The following is an 18,591-nucleotide window of genomic DNA, read 5'->3' as shown; positions in this document are numbered from 1 at the left end:
CAATAGCATTCTGTATACCTCAACAAAAAAGGATCCTGCAGATGAGCGATGACCCAACCTCCCCCGCCACTGACGAGAACTTTACCGCCGTGGCACTGGACCGCCATTGGCATCTGGCGACCAATGATCACGAGGTCGCCCTGACAGAATTGGAATATTCCCTGTTCCGCTCCTATGAAAGCTTTTCCCGCTGGATGAAGGAATGTACGGTCGCCGCCTCTGGCATCAACATGAGCGCCAGTGACTGTGCCGTGCTGAACATCATCGCCATGCGGGATCGCCCAAAAGGCATCACGGAAATCGCCCGCCTGCTGAACCGTGATGACACCACCAACATTCAATATACCATTCGCAAGCTGACCCAGGAAAAACTGGTCGAAAAAACCACCACGGACAAACGCAGAAAAGGGGTACGCTATCGTCCTACCCCTGATGGCCACACACTTATTTCCCGTTTTGTATCCCTGCGCAAAGGATTACTGGTTGATATGACGGAAGCCATTCGTAATATTGATCAGCAACTGACCCAGGGCAGCAAAATACTCGACCTGATGACCGGCATGTATGAACAGGCCGCCCGCATTGCAGCCACCCATCGGCCGAGCTTCAAAGAAGACATATAAAATCGTACATTAGAAAATTATTCTATACGTACAAAAAAGTTACAAATTATAAATCATTTTGTCTGACAATGGGACAATAAGGTCATTTATGAGGAGTAGAAAAATGGAATATCTTATTCTGGACGATTTCGAGATGGATAGCCTGCAAGAAAAAGTAAACAAATATATCAAAGACGGTTACCATCCCGTAGGTGGACTTGCGACAACCAACCAAAAGGACGGCTTTGTAGAATATCTGCAAGCCATGATAAAAGAATAACCTCCTCTCCATTCCCTGACCGTTAAATGCCGAACGTTAGCAGAAATGCTGAACGCCATCGGCATGCCTCAAGAATTTTTCGATTTAGGATTTTGATCCGGAAAACTTCTGCTATAACCCCTATATGATCAATAAGAACGAAACCGTGGTCATTTGTGAGAAACCCTCACAGGCCCGTAATATCCGGGCCGCCATCGGTGATAATTATGGCAGAATCGTTGCCGCGCAAGGCCATCTCCTGCGCCTTGAAATGCCTGAGGAAATCAACCCCGCCTGGCGACGCTGGAATTATGATATTCTCGTGCCGGAAAACCGTCGTTTTGACTACCGCCCGTCTGACGGCGGTGGCAAGGAAGCCCGTCTGCGGGAAATCGAAAGCGCCTTGCGTCAGGCCAAATCCGTCATCATCGCTACCGACTGCGACCGCGAGGGAGAAGGCATTGGCCGAGAGCTTTTGCTCTATTATAAATTCGAGGGCGAAATCCTCCGGGCGATGTTTTCCGCCGAAGACAAAAAAACCCTGACCAAGGCCTTTAACAACCTCAAACCCGCCGCGGAATATGACCGGCTGTATGAAGCCTTTTACGCCCGCGCCGCCGTGGACAAGGCCTGCAACCTGACCCTGACCCGGGTGGTCACCGTGCGCTTTAAAAAACCCGGCGCCAAAGGCGCCATCGGCGTTGGCCGGGTCATGTCCCCAACTCTCGCCATTGTTTGCCGGCGACAAAAGGAAATAGAAGCCTTTGAGACCCGACCCTTTTATGAAATCACCATGAATCTCACCGGCGAACGCGGCAAGGTTGCGGTGCATTACCGTCCCAAAGGCGCCGGACGTATCTATGAAGAATCCGAAGCCCGATCACTGGTCGCCGCGGCCGAGACCTGGCAGGGTCCGCTGTCCGTGATCTGCGAAGAAAAGAAGGCGGCCCCGCCAAAGTTTTTCGACTTGCCAACCCTGCAGAAAGAAGCCGGAAAAAAAGGCTTCAGCGCTTCCCGCACGCTGGAAATCGCCCAATCCCTGTATGAAAAGCACAAGATCATCACCTATCCCCGTGCGGCCGTGCGTTCCCTGCCGGAGGTCATGATTGATGAGGTTCAAAACCTGCTGGATCAGGTTAAAACCATCCCGGAATTCGCTGCGATACCGCTCGAAAAGCCGATCATTCGCAAAGGCCGTCCGGGATATTTTTCCGACAAGGCGCTGGAAGGCGAAAGTCACCATGCCTTGATCCCCAATCTGGCCGTCGCCGAGCATTTCCCCGTGCTTTACTCCCGGCTGGATGCCGATCACAAAGCTCTGTTCGACATCATCACCCGCAGCTTTCTGGAAGCCGTCGCCGATGACCATGTTTTCGACCAGACCACCATGACGGCCGAGGTCAGCGTAGCGGATAAAAAATACAGTTTCTCCGAAATTGGCAAAATTACCCGCACCCCTGGATGGACCGACCTGTTCCCGAAAGAGGTTGCCCCGCAGAAGGGTAAAAAAGTCGAAAAAGAAGTCACTCTCGCCCCGATAGATAACGGTGACCCCATGACCTCGGAAGGCGCCAAGTCAGCGTTGAAGAAAACCACGCCCCCAAAGCCCTACGGCGAGGGAGAGCTGATCAACGCCATGCAGAATGCCTGGAAATTCGTCGAGAATGAGGAAGAAAAAGAACGCCTGAAAATGGCCAAGGGGATTGGCACGCCGGCAACCCGTGACCAGATCATTGAAAATCTGAAACAGAAATGCTTCGAGATCAAGCGCAAGAAAATCTACGCCACCAACTATGGCATGCGACTGTATGAACTTCTGGAAACCAACCTGCCGGAACTGGTCGATCCCGGTGCGACGGCGCGTATGGAACTGTTCCTTGACAGCATTCAGCTGGGCCAGAACACCGCCGATGATGTGTTTGAACAGGCCATCGAACGCCTGCGCAATATGGTCGACCAAATCCAGAACAGTTACCGTTCGACAGAACTGACCAAAAACCATCCGCCGAGCGATAAAATGATCGGCTTTGCCCGACGTATCGCAGCGGAAAAGAGAATTCCTCTGCCGCCGGCGGCCCTGACCGACTTCGCCGTCTGCCGCCTGTTTATCGACAATAATGTCGAACCGGCCCCGGAAGATGGCAGCCCCAGCGAACGGCAACTGGGGTTCGCCCGCACCCTGAGTGAACAAACCGGGGAACCCATTCCGGAAGGTGCGTTAGGCTCCGCCGAAATCCTCAGCCAGTGGATTGACCGAGTGAAATCAAAAGCGCCCCCGCGTATGGCGTCTGAAAAGCAGATGGTTTGGGTAATCAAGATGGTTGAAGAAGGCATGGCTGCACCCGATGGCTACCCCGATAAAGTCACCGCCGCCGCCGCCAGCGCATTCCTTGACAAAGCCTTTAACAGAAACCAGCCGAACGGCGGATAAAAACCTTATCCCGTTTTACTATAAAAAATTACCTGTCAATTTTTCGGTGGCGGTGCGTCTCGGTTGAATTTATGCTGAAGTCATGGAACACAACATGACAAAGACACTGTCCTTCGCGGATAAATACCGGATCATCCTTGAAAAAGATGCTTCCTATGAGGGAATATTCTTCACAGCGGTTAAAACCACCGGGATTTTCTGCCGCCCGAGCTGCACGGCCCGAAAACCCAAAAGCGAAAATGTCACCTTTTATAACACTGTGGAAGAAGCGCTTCTCAATGGATATCGCCCTTGCAAGGTCTGTCGCCCCATGACTCCGGCGGAAGAAACGCCAGCCTATATCACCCAAATTCTGCAGGAACTGGCCGACAATCCGTTCGAGAAAATCAAGGACCATCACCTGAGACAACGCAACATCGAACCCAACAGGCTACGCCGCTGGTTCAAGACCCATTACGGCATGACCTTCCAGACCTATCAACGCCTGCTGCGGATCAACACAGCCTATGAAAAAATCACCAAAGGAGAGAGTGTGACCCACACCGCCTATGATGTGGGATTTGAGTCCCTTAGCGGCTTTAACAGCAGCTACCAGACCATCCTGGGACAGTCCCCCACCGCCCCCCCGAAAAACATTATTACCATTACCCGCTTTACCACGCCGCTCGGCCCTATGTTTGCCTGCGCTTCTTCTCGCGGGCTTTGTCTGCTCGAATTCACAAACCGTCGCATGCTGGAGAGCGAATTCAAGGATTTGTGCAAGAGGCTCAACGCCGTCATCCTGCCCGGCAAGAATTTGCACCTCAATCAGACCCAACAGGAAATCACGGAGTATTTTGCAGGCAAGAGAAAAACCTTCACCGTCGCACTCGACACCCCCGGCACGACGTTTCAAAATTCTGTATGGAACCTGCTTCAAACCATCCCTTATGGTGAAACCAGATCCTACCAACAGCAGGCAGAACGTCTGGGCAAGCCCACCGCCGTCCGCGCTGTCGCCTCGGCGAACGGCTATAATCGTATTTCCATCATCATTCCCTGTCACCGCGTCATCGGTAAAGATGGCAACCTCACAGGTTATGGTGGCGGTCTTGAGCGTAAAAAATGGTTGCTGAATCTCGAAAAAAGCATACCATAGCCCTTACATTAACCAGTACTTAAGTACTAAAATTTATAATTGGTGCAGATCTTTGAATTTTTTCTATGGTAAGACCTATTCCAATTATACATTGCTCCCTTTCTATGACTAATCAGACAGGTTTGTTTTGAGCACGAAACCCCGTGACCGTATGTTAGACTGCCTTTATGTTGAAAATTTTTAGAACTTTTATCCTTGTAATCTGCATGAGCATACCGGTTCAGGCAATGGCGGAGACGATCACGATTAGCGCCCCGGAATGGTGTCCCTATATCTGCCCAAATGAATCCGCCAAGCCAGGCCTGCTTGTTGAATATACCCAGGCCATTTTCCAGCGCGCAGGATATGACATCACTGTGGATGTCTACCCCTGGTCTCGGGCTATCCGCTATGCGGAAGATGGCACACGCCACGCCCTCCTCGGCGCCGCAAAGCATGAGGCTCCCAATCTGATTTTCCCAGAAAATGAAATCGGTGAGCAAACATTCTGTTTTTATACCAAGGCAGATGATGAATGGACCTATAGCAGTCCCGCCGCGGTAATCGGCAAGGATATCATCTATCCCCAAGACGCCTTGCCAGAAGAAATCATACCCTATAAAAACAGAGCCCGTTTCAGCGAAGTTACGGGAAGCGTAACCTATATAGAACAAGCCCTGGGTATGCTTTTCTCTGACCGTACCGAAGTCGTCCTGTCGAGTTATTACTGGATGACACACTTCCTTGAAAGCCATGACATGCAGGAAAAAGTAAAACTTTCCGGGTGCGCGGCCAGCACAAAAGTCTATCTCGCCTTCTCCCCCGCTGACGACAAGCAGAAAGAAACAAAAAAATATATCAAGATCTTCGACCGTGAAATTGAGATATTGAAGCAGGAAGGTTTCTTTGAAAGCCTGTTGACCAAATATAACCTCACGCCCCGTAAATAAAAACCTCAACATTAGAATAAATTAACATTATAATGATATTGCTGTCAGAGGATAATATCCGTCTGCTTCTCATTCCATTTCTATGATTTAGGTCTGTTTATGCCAGCATTTACGAATATAATTCCCAAGGCATTGGCTTTGTTAATTATTTATGGCCAAGGCGCTGTCATTGCACCCTGCGCGGAAAACATCCCACCGGAAAAAATCTATATTATAGGCTACACGGAAAGATCCAGAATTCATGAAAGAAGCCGGACGATTGTGAAGCAGGCTTATGAAAAAGCCGGTATCAAGTATCGATTTACACCCTTGCCTTCCCTGCGGTCGTTAGAAGAAGCAAACGCAGGCGTAATTGATGGAGAGGTCGGGCGAATTCCAGAAGCCGTAAAACGTTATAGAAATCTTGTCCGGGTTAACGTTCCCATATATTACGGCACAGGATACGCCTTTACCACCCGGAATGATATTGATGTCTATCAAGATGATCTTTTGAGCAAATACCATGTTGGTTATCGGCGTGGCTCACTTTGGGCTGCAATTGAGTTGCGCGGCAGGGAGGCTAATATCGCCAAAAATCATCTCACGCTTTTTAAGATGCTGTCCAGGGGGCGCTTTGATATTGCTCTCGCAGCGCCGCCTTTTGAAAAAGATGTTCAAAGGTTTATCAAAGAAAGCAACCCCCGCGTTATAAGGCTCGAACCGGCAGTAAGGACCTCACCGGTTTATCATTTCGTCCACCGAAAGAACGCCGCCATCATTCCCAAACTGGAAGCCGCGCTCCGGGCCTTGCAAAAACAAAAATCGACCAACCCCTGATATCTTGTTTGCGTCACTTCCGGGAACATGAGCGATTTCGCTCTAAGAAAAAGTGTAAAATTCAGAGAATAAGTGTCAGTATTCTTTACAGTTTATTCTACCTATTAAATGTATTAACCCCCAAAGAAACTCCTAATCTTGTGGAATACCGCCCTTTGCATTAACTGGCGCAATAATTGCATAATGAAATATATTTTAAGAATAGGAAAAGTCATATGAATATAAGTAAATTAGTTAAAACCGGCCTGACTGTCCTGGCAGTTTCCGCCATAAGCCTTTCATCTGCACTCGCAGACGTCATCTGGGATTATAGCCCTGACACCACAAACGCCGAAGGTTCACCAAACTGGTCTAACATCTCGAATGGCCAGAATTTTGCTGATCGGGTTTCCTTTACCGAAACCGGCGCCCTCACGGGCATGGATCTTTATAGTGGAGAAGTCAGTGGTGCACTTGACCAGATCGTAAGAATTAGCATATGGGAAGACAACGCAGGCACACTCGGAAACTTAATCACATCCTTTAACGAGGTCGTTTCTGTTATCGACAGCCTCAGTACCTCTACCATCACTTATGTCACCAGAAAACACGTTGACTTTACCAATCAGTTTAATTTTTCTGTTGGGAGTTTCTGGATTGGTATGACGGGAGAAGGCTCTCAACTTGGGCAATTAGGGCTCAGTATAAACACGCCGGGGGATAGTAGAATGGCCTCATTTTCCGGTGATACATTTACCGGCATGTCAGATGCCGTCGTCGGTGACATGTCCTTCCGCCTGCTTGGGACGTTCAATGACGGAAATATAGATGTTCCGGAACCTGCACCACTTGCTCTTCTGGGCCTCGGTCTTATGGGACTTGGCCTGGCGCGCAGACGTCGCAGCTAATTAAATTCTGAGTGTACTGAAGCGGTCCCTTTTCAAGGGGCCGCTTTTTTTTATGGGAATCCCATATGTCGGAAATAGACCAGGAACAAGATGGGGAGATTGGGGGAGTGCTCATACAGTTTGGGCTTTAATCAAATAGAAACATTTAAACATTATTTTTCAGGCATGATCTTAAAATTTAAAGACAATAGGACATCTCCAAACCTGATAAGGATCGGACTAGTATTAGCCGTCTTATTGGGCGGTTTGGTTGGCTATTATTGGCAAGATATGCCCTTCTTTCCTGCCCCAAAATTCAATATTGTTGGACAAGCATATATTACCGATGGAGATACAATACGTGTCCAAGGTAAAAAGATCCGGCTACACGGCATAGATGCTCCTGAACGAGACCAGACATGTTCAATTAAAGGAAGAAAATGGAATTGTGGAGCAGTATCCACTGCGTACCTCACCCGCCTAATTAACTATCAGAAAGTAAAATGTACAAAACTTTCGACAGGTCGATACGGGAGAACAATTGCGACATGTATTAATAATAAGGGGCAAGATATTAATTCGGCAATGGTATCCTCAGGGCACGCTGTCGCTTACACCTATTACACTTACATATATTTTCCGGAGCAAATAGAAGCGTGGTGGAGTAAGCGCGGTATTTGGCAAGGAGAATTTGTTGAGCCATATCAATATCGGAAATCTGGCCGCGCACCTTGAGCCCGCTTTGGGGAAAGTAGAGAGAGTTTCCACATAGTTTCGACTGTATAAATAGGTTCCATATTGAGATGTCGGACACCTCCGACTGAAACTCGGCTTCGCTCATACTGGGTTTTAGAGCGTCCACGACCTCCGCAAATTGGCCGCCACCCTTCTCGCAGAAGCGGGAGGAACCGAGAAAGAATTGCAGGCAGTCTTCGGGTGGCGGTCTGAGCGTCAGTCACAGCTATATACCCGTGGCGCTGACCGGTAAATACCTTGCTGTACAGGCGTCCATCAAGCGTAAAAATAAGCCATCATTGCCCACACCTCTTTTTCCGGGAGGACAAGAACTGATAAAAGCTTTTAAAATAAATTACTTATTTTTTAGATGGTGGGCGATACAAGATTTGAACTTGTGACCTCTTCGATGTCAACGAAGCGCTCTACCCCTGAGCTAATCGCCCTATCATGATGATAGCTGAGGCGATTTATAATCATTTTCCACTGTTTAGCAAGCCAAAAGATGACATTTTTCTCTCTGGTCGATAATTTTTATTCATAGCCCATTCAGGCAGCCTTTGATATGGTTATGTCATCAAACAGGAGATCTCGTTATGGGAAAATTTTGGCCGCTGACTGTTGCTCTGGTTCTGCTTACCCTCACAGGCTGCAGTTCATCCCCCTCTTATGAGGTCACTCGTTTCCACAGCCTTCCCGCCCCACAAAAACAAACCATTGAAGTCAGTTTCTGGGACCCGGAACTGAAACGCAGTATTGAGTATGGTCAATATGCCGAATTGGTCGGGCAATATCTGGGTTCTGTCGGATATCGTCCCCCGGAAGGGCGCCCCACTGACCTTATTGCTCGTATTGGATTCGCCAACCGCCCAATCGACACAGACGGAGACGTTGATGACGGCAAACCTCACGGCAGCATCAGCATCGGGGTCGGCAGCGGCGGCGGTTATCACCACAGTGGTGTCGGTGTCGGGGTTGGTGTTGGGTTCCCCCTCGGAGAACGTAAGGTAAGAACTGAGTATGTCCGGATCTTCACCCTCGATATACTTCGCCGGTCAGACGGCGTCAAACTCTATGAAGGCCGGGCACGTAGCGAAGGGCGCGACCCCCTGACTAACGCCATTCCTAACCTCATAGAAGCCCTGTTCCAAAATTTCCCCGGCGAAAGCGGTCAGAGCGACAAGATCACGCTTGACCGCTAATCTGCCTCCATCATCAGACTTGACAGGCTGACGTATCTTCTGTATTCCCCCTGACAGGTATAGGATGCCTGCCGCTCGCGGCCTCACGGCTTTGGTGAACTTCCTCTTTCATATTTTATACAGGATCCATTTCGGGACCTGACAGTAATGCGAGCCCTGTCGATATTGTCCAATCGATTGGAGACTATAATATGACCACACCACCTCTTACTCTCGACAGCCTGAAACGTCAGGCACGGCGCATGCGGGATCATTTCGCCGAACATAATATTGAAATGAGCCATTCAAAAACCTTGGAAGCCCTGGCAAAGCAGTATGGTTACAAGGACTGGAACGTCCTAACCGCCAGCCTGAAGCGTCAGGCGTTGCAACCCATCTGGCCAACCCTGGAGGACAGGGTTTCAGGTACTTATCTGGGGCATGACTTTACCGCGAGCATTCTCAAGACCGAAACAGCGATCTTGCCGGATGTTCGCCGCTATACAATGCTGTTCGATGTCCCCATTGACGTGGTTGCTTCGGCACATTTCAGTAATTTCCGCCAACGTGTGACCTGTCTGCTCAACAGCGACCTACGCAGCGTTGACCATAAAGGTCGCCCTGACAATATTGTGCAGCTCAATAAATAGAGAAATGACCGGGAGGCCGTAATGATATGGCTTCCCGGTCAAGTCTATAGAAACTTACGCCCCGAAAGCCATCGGTATTGAACCCATTTTCTCCGGGAAATCGTAGTTGATGCCGAACATAATAATATCAACATCCACCCCGTTGCGGGAAAGCGGTAGGCCAATCGTTTGATATTCAAGGAATTTTTTATCAGACCACATCAATTTATCACAATAGAAATAAGGTCTTTTATTCTCCACCAACCAGTCGTAACGTGATTTCAGGAGAGCGTTTGCCTGAAGATTATCGTCAAGATAGGTGCCTGTGGGATCCTCGCCCAGAGCACGCACCGTTTCTGTCCCAATCAAGCGCATCCTATAACGCCGAGGCTGATACTCAACATCAATCAGGCTGATATTGGGCAGGAGATGGGGAATCTGCACAGGATCAAGATCCGCACGCGTCGGCAGGCCCTTGTCTCCCCTCATCTTCAACCAGTAGGCATAAACCTCCCGCAGTGTGCGATTAGGTAAATCATGCGCCGTAAACCGGTCTCTAAATTTTTCGTCCACCACATACCCCTCCAATAAATGCTTACTCGCCGGTATGTACAACCAACTTTTATGCAGATACAACTATCGAACATAAAAATCTATATTTGGTAAATACCCCGTAAAAATGGTTTCTTATACCAATTGTTCTTTGGTCTTCAGGAAGCGAATATCAGGGTTGTCATCCCGCGCCTTGTCCAGACGCCAGGCGTTCCGCGCCAGAAATACAGGCGATCCACTGTGGTCTTCCGCCATATTGGCTTTATTGCCGTCGATAAAGGCTTTCAACTTAAATTTGTCATCACATTCAACCCATACCGCCGTATAGAGCGATGTCGCCTCAAAACGACAGGGGACGTCATATTCTGTCCGGATACGATCCCCCATCACGTCAAACTGCAACATGCCGACCACACCAACAAACCATTCAGAGCCAATGGTGGGTTTAAAAACCCGGGCCGCACCCTCTTCCGCCAGCTGCTGTAACGCCCGTCCCAGATGTTTGGCTTTCATGGGGTCTTCAGGCCGCACGGTCTGAATATATTCGGGGGCAAAATTGGGAATACCTGTGAATCGCAGCTCTTCCCCCTCCGTCAGGCTGTCGCCAATACGCAAATTGCCGTGATTGGGAATACCGAAGATATCTCCCGGCCAGGCGGTTTCCGCCAGTTCCCGGTCCTGGGCCATGAACATCACCGGATTATGTAGATTAACCAGCTTGCCGTCCCGCACCAGTTTCAGCTTCATACCCCGTTTGAACTTACCGGACACCAGCCGGAAGAAGGCGATACGGTCACGGTGTTTAGGGTCCATATTCGCCTGAATCTTGAAAACAAATCCGCTGACTTTGTTATCATAAGGCGTGACTTCGCGTCCCGTGGTTTTAAAGCTGCTCGGGATCGGAGAACGATTGCCGATACCTTCCAGCAGTTCCCGCACGCCGAAGTTATTGATTGCACTGCCGAAATATACCGGTGTCATGGTACCGTCAAGATAAGCCTGAGGATCGAATTCCGGGCACAGTTCCCGCACCATCGCCACATCTTCCCGCAATTTTTCCAGCAGGTTTTCCGGTAACAGATTATCCAGTTGAGGATCATCCACGCCTTGACAAACCAGACCATCATCCGGCAAGTCATTTTTGGTCTTTTCAATCAGAATCAAACGGTCATTGATCAGATCGTAACAGCCCTTGAAGTCCCGTCCCATGCCGATCGGCCAGGTCGCCGGGGTCACATCCAGCGCCAATTGCTGCTCAATCACATCCAACAACTCAAAAGGGTCCATCGATTCCCGGTCAAGCTTGTTGATAAAGGTGGTCACCGGCATGTCGCGCAGGCGGCAAACCTCAAACAACTTCCTGGTCTGACCCTCAATTCCCTTGGCGCCATCAAGTACCATGATGGCGCTGTCGACTGCAGTCAAGACCCGATAGGTATCTTCCGAGAAATCTTCATGGCCCGGTGTATCCAGCAAATTGAACATGCGTTTTTCATATTCAAAGGTCATCACAGACGAGGCTACGGAAATGCCGCGTTCCTGCTCCACTTTCATCCAGTCAGAACGCGCCCGGCGACGATCCCCGCGCGCCTTCACTTCCCCGGCCATCTGAATGGCGCCACCGAACAGCAGCAGCTTTTCAGTCAGGGTCGTTTTCCCGGCGTCGGGATGGGCAATAATGGCAAAGGTCCGGCGTCTGTCGACTTCGGTTTGTAACGCGCTCATGAATAGTCCGTGGGTTAAAGGGTTCACTGTTGCGGCGGAATTTACGGATTTCCCCACCGGATGTACAGCATAAACTGGTCTTGCGGCACGACCAAATAGAGCGCACCTGCCCACTCCCCCCGGCGGTCATTCAGGACCAGGACGAAATCCATATTGATATCAAATACTTGCGTTAAAATAATTACTTTCATGACGATATCAAAATGGATCCCTGCCCCGCAGGAAGATGACAGTTTTCTTAGAGCGTCTCCCGCCTTAAATCGGAGAGCCCGGAGGCAGTGCCGCTAGATCACTGGCAGAGATCTTTAGGTTACCCGCCAGATACTGCCCTATCCGGTCTGCTTCATAAAGATAATGCGCCCGATACAAACTGTCTCCTGATTTCCGCGCCTGTTTTTCGAACCAGGTCCGTAAATCCGTCAATGTCAGATGTGCCGCAGCCCTGGCATCTGCCGATGCTTCGCCGTTCTGATCCAGCAGCATCAGGTGATGCACCAGAACATAGTTCACACGGCGATCCAGAGCACCCTTAAGGCCTGTCAATTTTTTCCCCCTGATCACCCTGTCAACTATCTGCTCCATATAATCAGGAAAACTCACCTGCGCCTGATCCCGGGCATGGAATTCCACGATCCGCTGGGCCCGTTCCGGGTGCAACAATATGGTCATGACATGACTGGCGGCCGCTTCCGACAGCGCCATGGCATCAAAACTTTTGCCCGTGTGGCGCGGGAAACTTTCCCGTGACCGTTCAAACCCGTAAGCCTTTGGTGGCAGCAGGTTCAGAATTCTTTCCGGAAGCGCGAGAAACTCCGGCGTTACAGACTGCAATATTGCATTCAGGGCTTTCTTTTGCCGTGCCGGGCTGACAATTTGATATGCTTCCGCCGGGGTATCCCCCCGTGTTGTATAGGCATAATCCAGCCCCCCCAGCGCCTTGCCAGAAGCTTCCAACTGATAGCGATGTAGATAATAAAGCGGCACCAACACCTCTTCCAGAGACGACAATGGCGCACCTGGCCGCACAGCCTTCTCAGAGAAATTATTCAGAGCAATCTGGCGCACACTGTACAGCCGTTCCAGTTCCTCTGTCGGGTCTGCGCCACTGTCCCACAGGTGAGATCCCGCATGGACATCGCGCAGACTGCGGCTGTCGGGATCGGAAATAAACTCCAGCCCCTTGGCAAAGGCCTCCTTGATGATGCCTTTTAGCGCCTGCTTCTCGTCAACACCCTTGTCGAACTCGCCGTAGCCATAGCGGATGGTATATTTGTCCCATTCGCCAATCCCCACATCATAGGCGTCGGAAATGTCCAGCGTGCCATCGTCCTTGATTTTCACTAAAGGATGCGGGTAATCCATGACGGATGCCCGTCCGGCGCTGCTGGTGGTGAAGTTATGAGCCAGACCAATGGTATGCCCCACTTCATGGGCCGACAATTGACGGATACGCGCCAGCGCCATTTCCTTCAGTGCCGTGACATCGCTATTCGCTTCCTTGTACGGCGACAACAGGGCCGTGGCGATCAGGTAATCCTGACGCACCCGCAAAGACCCAAGGGTCACATGACCTTTGAGGATCTCGCCAGTCCGGGGGTCCGCCACCCGCCAACCGTAAGACCAGCCCCGGGTCTTGCGATGCACCCAGTTAATGATATTATAGCGCACATCCATCGGGTCGGCGCCATCGGGCAGCATTTTGACCTGAAAGGCGTTTTTATAGCCGGCGGCTTCAAACGCCTGGTTCCACCAGCGCGCCCCGTCAAGCAATGCCCCGCGGATCGGCTCCGGCGCACCAGGGTCAAGATAATAGATAATCGGCTCCACAGCCTCGCTCATGGCCGCGCCCGGGTTCTTTTTCTCCAGCCGGTGACGGGTGATGAAACGCCGGGTGATATTGTCTTCAATCGGTACTGCGTAATCGACATACCGTCCGTCAAAATATCCACTGTTGACGTTAAAGTCCCGCACCTTGTATCCCGGCTCCGGAAGTTTGACGAATGAAATATGCTGCCGCAGGGTGATGATTTTTCCTGTGGCAGAAACATCCCGCACATAACGCCCGGGATTGCTGCTCTTCAAAGTCAGAATGGCCTCAAATTCGGTATTCTTGGGAAAAGATTTTGTCCGCGGCATATATACCGCCGAGCGCGCGGCATCGACCGAGAAGTTGCCTTGTTTGGCCCGGGCAATACTGTCTGCAATCCCATGCTGGTCAGAAACCAGATGCGGTGTAAAATTAATCAGCACCCGGTCATCTGTCTGCGCTTCTACCTTAAACCCGCCAAGGACCGAACTGGCAAAGGCATCCCGCACCGCCTTACGCTCCTGCAGATTATCACTGATCGCGCGAAATTTAAGATTGATGTGATGCAGGAAAACCTTGTCGCCGTGACGTTCAAATTTCACCAGCAAACTATCGCCGACCTGGCCCCGGTCAAGACCAATGTCATTGGACCCCAAACCCGCCGGCAGGCCCGTGTTATAGATAAACTCTTCTCCGACCTTATCAATTTCCAGATACAACTGCCCGCTGCTTTCATCCCAATACGTGGTGAAATAGCCCTTCTGAACCACCATATCTTTGGTTTTTTCCGCGATCGTTGCCGCCCAGGCGGCTGAAGTAAAGCCAATAGTACACAGCACCATCAACAGGCGTGTTAAATGTTTAAACATCATGAGATTTCCTAGAATTTCAAAAACCGGAAGAGAATAAAGGGCGCCGACCAGGCGGCACCCTGAATTTTAATTTTTAGTGATACGCGAAGGGCTTCTTGTTAAGCCCGAGATAACGATCCCGCAACAGTGTGCGACGCGATACCAGAGGATGATTAACCCCGCCCACCAAAACATGGGTCGAGTTTGTCGTCACCTCTAACGGATCTCCGTCCCAGATGACCACATTGGCAGTTTTACCTTTTTCGAGTGACCCCAGGGACTTCTCAAAGCCAAAAATTCGCGCCGGCGCAGAAGTAATCGCCGCCAACGCCACATCCCGGTCCAGGCCGTGCGCCGCCGCAATCCCAGCCATTTGATTGACCGTATGGGCGTTGTGGTTGACATCACCGGCAATGATCGCAAAATCGACGCCGGCTTTATGCAGCAAAGCCGCATTACTGAAGCTTGCGGCAACTTCGCCAAAATTTTCCGGCAGATTACTCTGAGGATTGATTAATACCGGAATCTTTGCCGCCGCCAGTTGATCAGCAACTTTCCAGGCTTCCGTCGCCCCGCTCAGGATCAGGTCAACGCCGGTTTCCTTCTGAAAAGAAATTGCCTGCCGAAGGTCATCTTCGCTATAAACCGACAGCACCATTTTCTGTTTACCCTCGACCACCGGGATCAGGGCATCCATGTTAAAGCTCGAAAGCAGGAAATCACCCGGCCCTTCGCCTCTTTGAATCCTGGAACGGTTTTTCGTGTAAAATTTCACCTGATCGAAAATCAACCGAAGTTTCGCCCAAGCCACATTGCGATTTCCGCCTTTGGCAAGTTTCGCCACCATCGGCCCCTTCGCCACATAGAGATCCGCATCCCCCGTCAAGACAATCAAGGCGCCTGAGCCCGCAAAAATACCATCCGAACCGGAAGGTTGCGTAATTGCATGGGTCAAACCGTGACGGCGGTTATCGGCCATCACAGAAGAATTGCTTTTCAGGCCGTAGCGCACATCAAAAGCCGCCGAGAAGGGAGACCCCTGAGCGCTATGCTCATTGGAATCTTTCGTCATGGAGATTTCAGATAACCCCAGGCGGCTTCCGCCATGCATCAGCCCAGGCGTCACCACCTTGCCCGTCGCATCAATCACCTGCGCGCCGGAAGGAATGGAGATATCCTGCCCGACATCCCGGATTTTACCGTCTTCAATCAGAATAATTCCTTTTTCGATGACGCCCTTTTGTCCCATCGTGTGGACAGTTCCTCCTTTGATCGCGATGGTTTCCGCAACAGCGGCCCCCAAAGAGAAACTCAAAGCGGCGGAGGCGAACAAGGCAATTTTTAAAGCTGACTTTCTCATTGGTGTGCTCCTTTTTTAGTATAGCCTACTTCAAAATCACTCTGCCAGAAAGTGTCCGGATTGCTACGGTCATACATCAACGCGCCGTCAATAAAGACCTTTTCCGCCAGACTATAGACACTGAAAGGATCGCCGGACCACAGCACGACATCAGCCATTTTCCCTTTCTCCAAAGAGCCTGTTTTGTCGTCAACACCAAGAGACTTGGCAGCGTTCAATGTGATCCATTGAATGGCTTCGGCCTTTGAAAAGTCCAAACCGACATTCTTGCCGTCAGCCCATGCCTTGGCCATTTCCTGATTGAGCCGCTGAATGCCATTGGCGTCATCGGAATGCACAACGGCACATGCCTTCGCCGCCGCTACCATCGGAATATTCTCATCCACGCCATCAAAGGCTTCCAGCTTGAAGCCCCACCAATCGGACCACATGGCAGAACATATTCCTTCTTTCGCCAGGATATCGGCAATCTTGTAGCTCTCTACCGCATGGTGGAAGGTGGAGATTTTATAATCGAATTCCTTCGCCATATTGACCATGGAAACCATTTCATCAGCACGATAACAATGGTTGTGGATCAAAATTTCTCCATCAAGAACCCCCATCAGGGTTTCCAGTTCCAGATCCTGGGTTGGCGCTTTCACGTCTTTACCGGCCTTATAATCGCGGTAATAAGCTTCCCATTTTTGCTTATAGTCACGGGCTTTGATCCAGGCCTTGCGATAACCGGCCATATTGGCCATGCGGGTGCTTGGGCCGCCTTTCTTGCCGTAAACCCGTTTCGGATTTTCGCCACACGCCATCTTCATGCCATAAGGCGCATCAGGAAATTTCATACCTTCCCGGGTGCGGCTTGGTACATTTTTCAAGGTGACACCACGTCCCCCGATCAGATTTGCGGAACCGGGCAGAATTTGCAAGCTGGTCACGCCGCCGACAATCGCCCGGGCAAATCCAGGGTCCTGTGGCCAAACGGAATGTTCGGCCCAGACATCGGCAGTCACCGGTTGGGTCGCTTCATTACCATCGGACAAAGATTTATGGTCTGGCGAGGCATACACCCCCAAATGAGAATGAACATCGATAATACCCGGTGTCACCCATTTTCCCGTTCCGTCAATCACTTTCGCTCCGTAAGGCACGTCCATTTCCGTTCCCACGGCGACAATTTTGCCGTTTTCCATCAGAACCGACGCGCCGTTTAGCTTTTCACCAGTACCGGTAAAGACCGTAGCATTCTGAATAACGGTTGTTACAGAAGGAAACGGTTTATAAGTGCTGGGATAAGGATTTTTATCATACACCACCATCGGTAACCGATCTTTGTTAGCCTCATCCTTCTTCTGCGTCTCTTGCGAGACAGCCGGGCTAAAAGCCAGCGCCACCGCAACCCCGCTCAGGGTTGCGCCCATAATCATTTTACGTATTTTTGACATTTTTCCTCTTATTCCCAAGTGTTAATATAAGCCACAAACGATGTCTTATTCCCCTCTTTTGTACCACGATCGATACCCCTGAAAAGAGAATAACAGACTATCTTTTCCCGTCAAATGCCAATAAAATAATTTCTCATATAATTTTTCATTATGTCACTTCAGGGAGAAAATCATGCACAGAAGGAAATTTTTCGGATTGGTGGGGCTAAGCGGCCTTTTAGCGTCAACCTTTAGCGGAAGCGCCGCTGCTGGCTCTGATCCGGCGTCGACCCACGGCACCATTGACAACCGCCTGAAAGACCTGGGCATTACCCTGCCCGAGGCTCAAGGCCCCAAAGCCGCCTATGTCACCTACCGGAAAGTCGGCAATCTCGTTTATATCGCAGGACAGGGACCGATCGACAGCCCGGAACATCCGGGTCTTGGCCGGGTGGGCAAGGACCTGACGGTGGCGCAAGGATATCAGGCGGCGCGCAGCACGGGACTGAATGTTCTGGCCCAACTGAAAAAGGCCTGTGACGGTAACCTTGACCGGGTGGTTCAATGCGTGCAGGTGCATGGCATTGTCCAATGCACCGATGATTTTCAGGAAAGCCCGCAGGTAATCAACGGGGCAACGGAACTGTTCCGCGATATATTCGGAGAAGCCGGCCTTGGCGCCCGCGCGGCTGTCGGCACCAACGCCCTGCCCTTCAATATTGCATGTGAAATCATGTCAATTTTCGAGATCAGAAGCTGAGGCCAAATAAAAAGGCATCCACAATATGGATGCCTTATAACTTTGATCATGTTCGTTTGGAGCAGAGATTACCTCACAGGGGTCGCGGAAATGCGGCCTCGGTTCGCCCGGCGATCGCGACGGGGCTGCTGCACCTGGTAGGCTTCGCCACAATGGGTGCCGCAATAAGGGAATGTCGGCGCAGAAGGCTTGCCACAGAAATGAAAATCCGGCTCGCCTGGATGACCAATCGGCCATTTACACATGCGCTCGGTCAGGTCCAACAAAGACACCTTTCCTGTCGGCGCCTTGGCTTTAGGTTTGACAACCTTCTTTTCAACCGGCGCTTTGGCTTTCTTTTGCGGGTCACTTTTCACAGGCGATGGCCGGGATGCAAGCCCCATGCGGTGTGCTTTACCGATGACAGCATTCCGGGTCACCCCTTCAGCAAGTTCTTTGGCGATCTGACTTGCACTCAAGCCTTTATCCCAAAGCTCCCGCAATTTTGCCACACGCTCATCTGTCCACGCCATATCTCGAAATCCTTCACTTCGCC

17 protein-coding genes and 1 tRNA gene are annotated in these 18,591 nt (G+C 50.7%); 11 read left to right on the top strand and 7 right to left on the bottom strand.

Translation table 11 applies throughout. The annotated features are described in order from the left end of the window. The first annotated feature begins 41 nt into the window (after window positions 1-41). From FIV45_RS06465 to FIV45_RS06430, 8 genes are all read left to right on the top strand, one after another. Window positions 42-623: a winged helix DNA-binding protein gene (locus FIV45_RS06465; protein ID WP_099471558.1), complete on the top strand. Its 582-nt coding sequence runs from the start codon at window positions 42-44 to the stop codon at window positions 621-623. Window positions 624-726: 103 nt separating this feature from the next. Next, complete coding sequence (locus FIV45_RS06460) at window positions 727-882, top strand: DUF1737 domain-containing protein (protein ID WP_165776924.1); 156 nt, start codon at window positions 727-729, stop codon at window positions 880-882. A gap of 124 nt (window positions 883-1,006) precedes the next feature. After that, complete coding sequence (locus FIV45_RS06455; protein ID WP_099471556.1) at window positions 1,007-3,292, top strand: DNA topoisomerase; 2,286 nt, start codon at window positions 1,007-1,009, stop codon at window positions 3,290-3,292. A gap of 94 nt (window positions 3,293-3,386) precedes the next feature. Beyond that, window positions 3,387-4,430, top strand: coding sequence for a bifunctional transcriptional activator/DNA repair enzyme AdaA (locus FIV45_RS06450; RefSeq protein WP_099471555.1), 1,044 nt, complete (start codon window positions 3,387-3,389; stop codon window positions 4,428-4,430). 206 nt (window positions 4,431-4,636) lie between these two features. After that, window positions 4,637-5,359, top strand: coding sequence for a type 2 periplasmic-binding domain-containing protein (locus FIV45_RS06445; protein ID WP_133118532.1), 723 nt, complete (start codon window positions 4,637-4,639; stop codon window positions 5,357-5,359). A gap of 99 nt (window positions 5,360-5,458) precedes the next feature. Further along, complete coding sequence (locus FIV45_RS06440; protein ID WP_133118531.1) at window positions 5,459-6,175, top strand: hypothetical protein; 717 nt, start codon at window positions 5,459-5,461, stop codon at window positions 6,173-6,175. A gap of 215 nt (window positions 6,176-6,390) precedes the next feature. Beyond that, window positions 6,391-7,062: a PEP-CTERM sorting domain-containing protein gene (locus tag FIV45_RS06435; protein ID WP_204602061.1), complete on the top strand. Its 672-nt coding sequence runs from the start codon at window positions 6,391-6,393 to the stop codon at window positions 7,060-7,062. 120 nt (window positions 7,063-7,182) lie between these two features. Further along, the gene (locus FIV45_RS06430) at window positions 7,183-7,776 is read left to right on the top strand and encodes a thermonuclease family protein (protein ID WP_165776923.1); all 594 of its coding nucleotides are present in this window, start codon (window positions 7,183-7,185) and stop codon (window positions 7,774-7,776) included. Window positions 7,777-8,147: 371 nt separating this feature from the next. Here the strand turns inward: FIV45_RS06430 and FIV45_RS06420 are convergent. Then, window positions 8,148-8,222: transfer RNA gene (locus FIV45_RS06420), tRNA-Val, on the bottom strand. A 150-nt stretch (window positions 8,223-8,372) separates the two neighbouring features. Here FIV45_RS06420 and FIV45_RS06415 point away from each other — a divergent pair. Together FIV45_RS06415 and FIV45_RS06410 are read left to right on the top strand one after the other, a co-directional pair. After that, entirely contained in the window at window positions 8,373-8,978 is a 606-nt protein-coding gene (locus FIV45_RS06415) for a DUF4136 domain-containing protein (protein ID WP_099471551.1), read from the top strand. A gap of 191 nt (window positions 8,979-9,169) precedes the next feature. Beyond that, window positions 9,170-9,607, top strand: coding sequence for a glyoxalase superfamily protein (locus FIV45_RS06410; protein ID WP_133118530.1), 438 nt, complete (start codon window positions 9,170-9,172; stop codon window positions 9,605-9,607). A 54-nt stretch (window positions 9,608-9,661) separates the two neighbouring features. Here the strand turns inward: FIV45_RS06410 and FIV45_RS06405 are convergent, their stop codons facing one another. The 5 genes from FIV45_RS06405 to FIV45_RS06385 form a co-directional block, all read right to left on the bottom strand. Beyond that, on the bottom strand, window positions 9,662-10,162 hold the full coding sequence (locus FIV45_RS06405) for a PAS domain-containing protein (RefSeq protein WP_133118529.1): 501 nt from the start codon (window positions 10,160-10,162) through the stop codon (window positions 9,662-9,664). A gap of 111 nt (window positions 10,163-10,273) precedes the next feature. After that, a complete protein-coding gene (locus tag FIV45_RS06400; RefSeq protein WP_099471548.1) occupies window positions 10,274-11,863 on the bottom strand; it encodes a peptide chain release factor 3 in 1,590 nt (529 codons plus the stop codon). A 255-nt stretch (window positions 11,864-12,118) separates the two neighbouring features. Continuing rightward, window positions 12,119-14,539 (bottom strand): zinc-dependent metalloprotease, encoded by a 2,421-nt coding sequence (locus FIV45_RS06395; RefSeq protein ID WP_181040156.1) that lies wholly within the window; start codon window positions 14,537-14,539, stop codon window positions 12,119-12,121. Window positions 14,540-14,615: 76 nt separating this feature from the next. Next, window positions 14,616-15,881: an amidohydrolase family protein gene (locus tag FIV45_RS06390; protein ID WP_099471546.1), complete on the bottom strand. Its 1,266-nt coding sequence runs from the start codon at window positions 15,879-15,881 to the stop codon at window positions 14,616-14,618. Then, window positions 15,878-17,317 (bottom strand): amidohydrolase, encoded by a 1,440-nt coding sequence (locus FIV45_RS06385; RefSeq protein ID WP_204602059.1) that lies wholly within the window; start codon window positions 17,315-17,317, stop codon window positions 15,878-15,880. The genes FIV45_RS06390 and FIV45_RS06385 overlap by 4 nt, the downstream gene beginning before the upstream one ends. 172 nt (window positions 17,318-17,489) lie before the next feature. On the opposite strand from FIV45_RS06385, the gene FIV45_RS06380 reads away from it, so the two are divergent. Then, window positions 17,490-18,056 (top strand): RidA family protein, encoded by a 567-nt coding sequence (locus FIV45_RS06380; protein ID WP_099471545.1) that lies wholly within the window; start codon window positions 17,490-17,492, stop codon window positions 18,054-18,056. A gap of 68 nt (window positions 18,057-18,124) precedes the next feature. Here the strand turns inward: FIV45_RS06380 and FIV45_RS06375 are convergent, their stop codons facing one another. After that, window positions 18,125-18,568, bottom strand: coding sequence for a GcrA family cell cycle regulator (locus tag FIV45_RS06375; protein ID WP_099471544.1), 444 nt, complete (start codon window positions 18,566-18,568; stop codon window positions 18,125-18,127). Window positions 18,569-18,591: the final 23 nt, after the last annotated feature.

Origin of the sequence: Paremcibacter congregatus, from assembly GCF_006385135.1 — a bacterium.
GTDB classification, from domain to species: Bacteria; Pseudomonadota; Alphaproteobacteria; order Sphingomonadales; family Emcibacteraceae; genus Paremcibacter; species Paremcibacter congregatus.
The sequence above is the reverse complement of the archived record's forward strand: the minus strand, read 5'-3'. Positions and strand labels throughout refer to the sequence as shown.

Bases quoted from the DNA above. Each gene is read 5' to 3' on its own strand.
- FIV45_RS06465 (WP_099471558.1), top strand. From the start codon at position 42: ATGAGCGATGACCCAACCTCCCCCGCCACTGACGAGAACTTTACCGCC.
- FIV45_RS06460 (WP_165776924.1), top strand. From the start codon at position 727: ATGGAATATCTTATTCTGGACGATTTCGAGATGGATAGCCTGCAAGAA.
- FIV45_RS06455 (WP_099471556.1), top strand. From the start codon at position 1,007: ATGATCAATAAGAACGAAACCGTGGTCATTTGTGAGAAACCCTCACAG.
- FIV45_RS06450 (WP_099471555.1), top strand. From the start codon at position 3,387: ATGACAAAGACACTGTCCTTCGCGGATAAATACCGGATCATCCTTGAA.
- FIV45_RS06445 (WP_133118532.1), top strand. From the start codon at position 4,637: ATGAGCATACCGGTTCAGGCAATGGCGGAGACGATCACGATTAGCGCC.
- FIV45_RS06440 (WP_133118531.1), top strand. From the start codon at position 5,459: ATGCCAGCATTTACGAATATAATTCCCAAGGCATTGGCTTTGTTAATT.
- FIV45_RS06435 (WP_204602061.1), top strand. From the start codon at position 6,391: ATGAATATAAGTAAATTAGTTAAAACCGGCCTGACTGTCCTGGCAGTT.
- FIV45_RS06415 (WP_099471551.1), top strand. From the start codon at position 8,373: ATGGGAAAATTTTGGCCGCTGACTGTTGCTCTGGTTCTGCTTACCCTC.
- FIV45_RS06410 (WP_133118530.1), top strand. From the start codon at position 9,170: ATGACCACACCACCTCTTACTCTCGACAGCCTGAAACGTCAGGCACGG.
- FIV45_RS06400 (WP_099471548.1), bottom strand. From the start codon at position 11,863: ATGAGCGCGTTACAAACCGAAGTCGACAGACGCCGGACCTTTGCCATT.
- FIV45_RS06395 (WP_181040156.1), bottom strand. From the start codon at position 14,539: ATGTTTAAACATTTAACACGCCTGTTGATGGTGCTGTGTACTATTGGC.
- FIV45_RS06390 (WP_099471546.1), bottom strand. From the start codon at position 15,881: ATGAGAAAGTCAGCTTTAAAAATTGCCTTGTTCGCCTCCGCCGCTTTG.
- FIV45_RS06385 (WP_204602059.1), bottom strand. From the start codon at position 17,317: ATGTCAAAAATACGTAAAATGATTATGGGCGCAACCCTGAGCGGGGTT.
- FIV45_RS06380 (WP_099471545.1), top strand. From the start codon at position 17,490: ATGCACAGAAGGAAATTTTTCGGATTGGTGGGGCTAAGCGGCCTTTTA.
- FIV45_RS06375 (WP_099471544.1), bottom strand. From the start codon at position 18,568: ATGGCGTGGACAGATGAGCGTGTGGCAAAATTGCGGGAGCTTTGGGAT.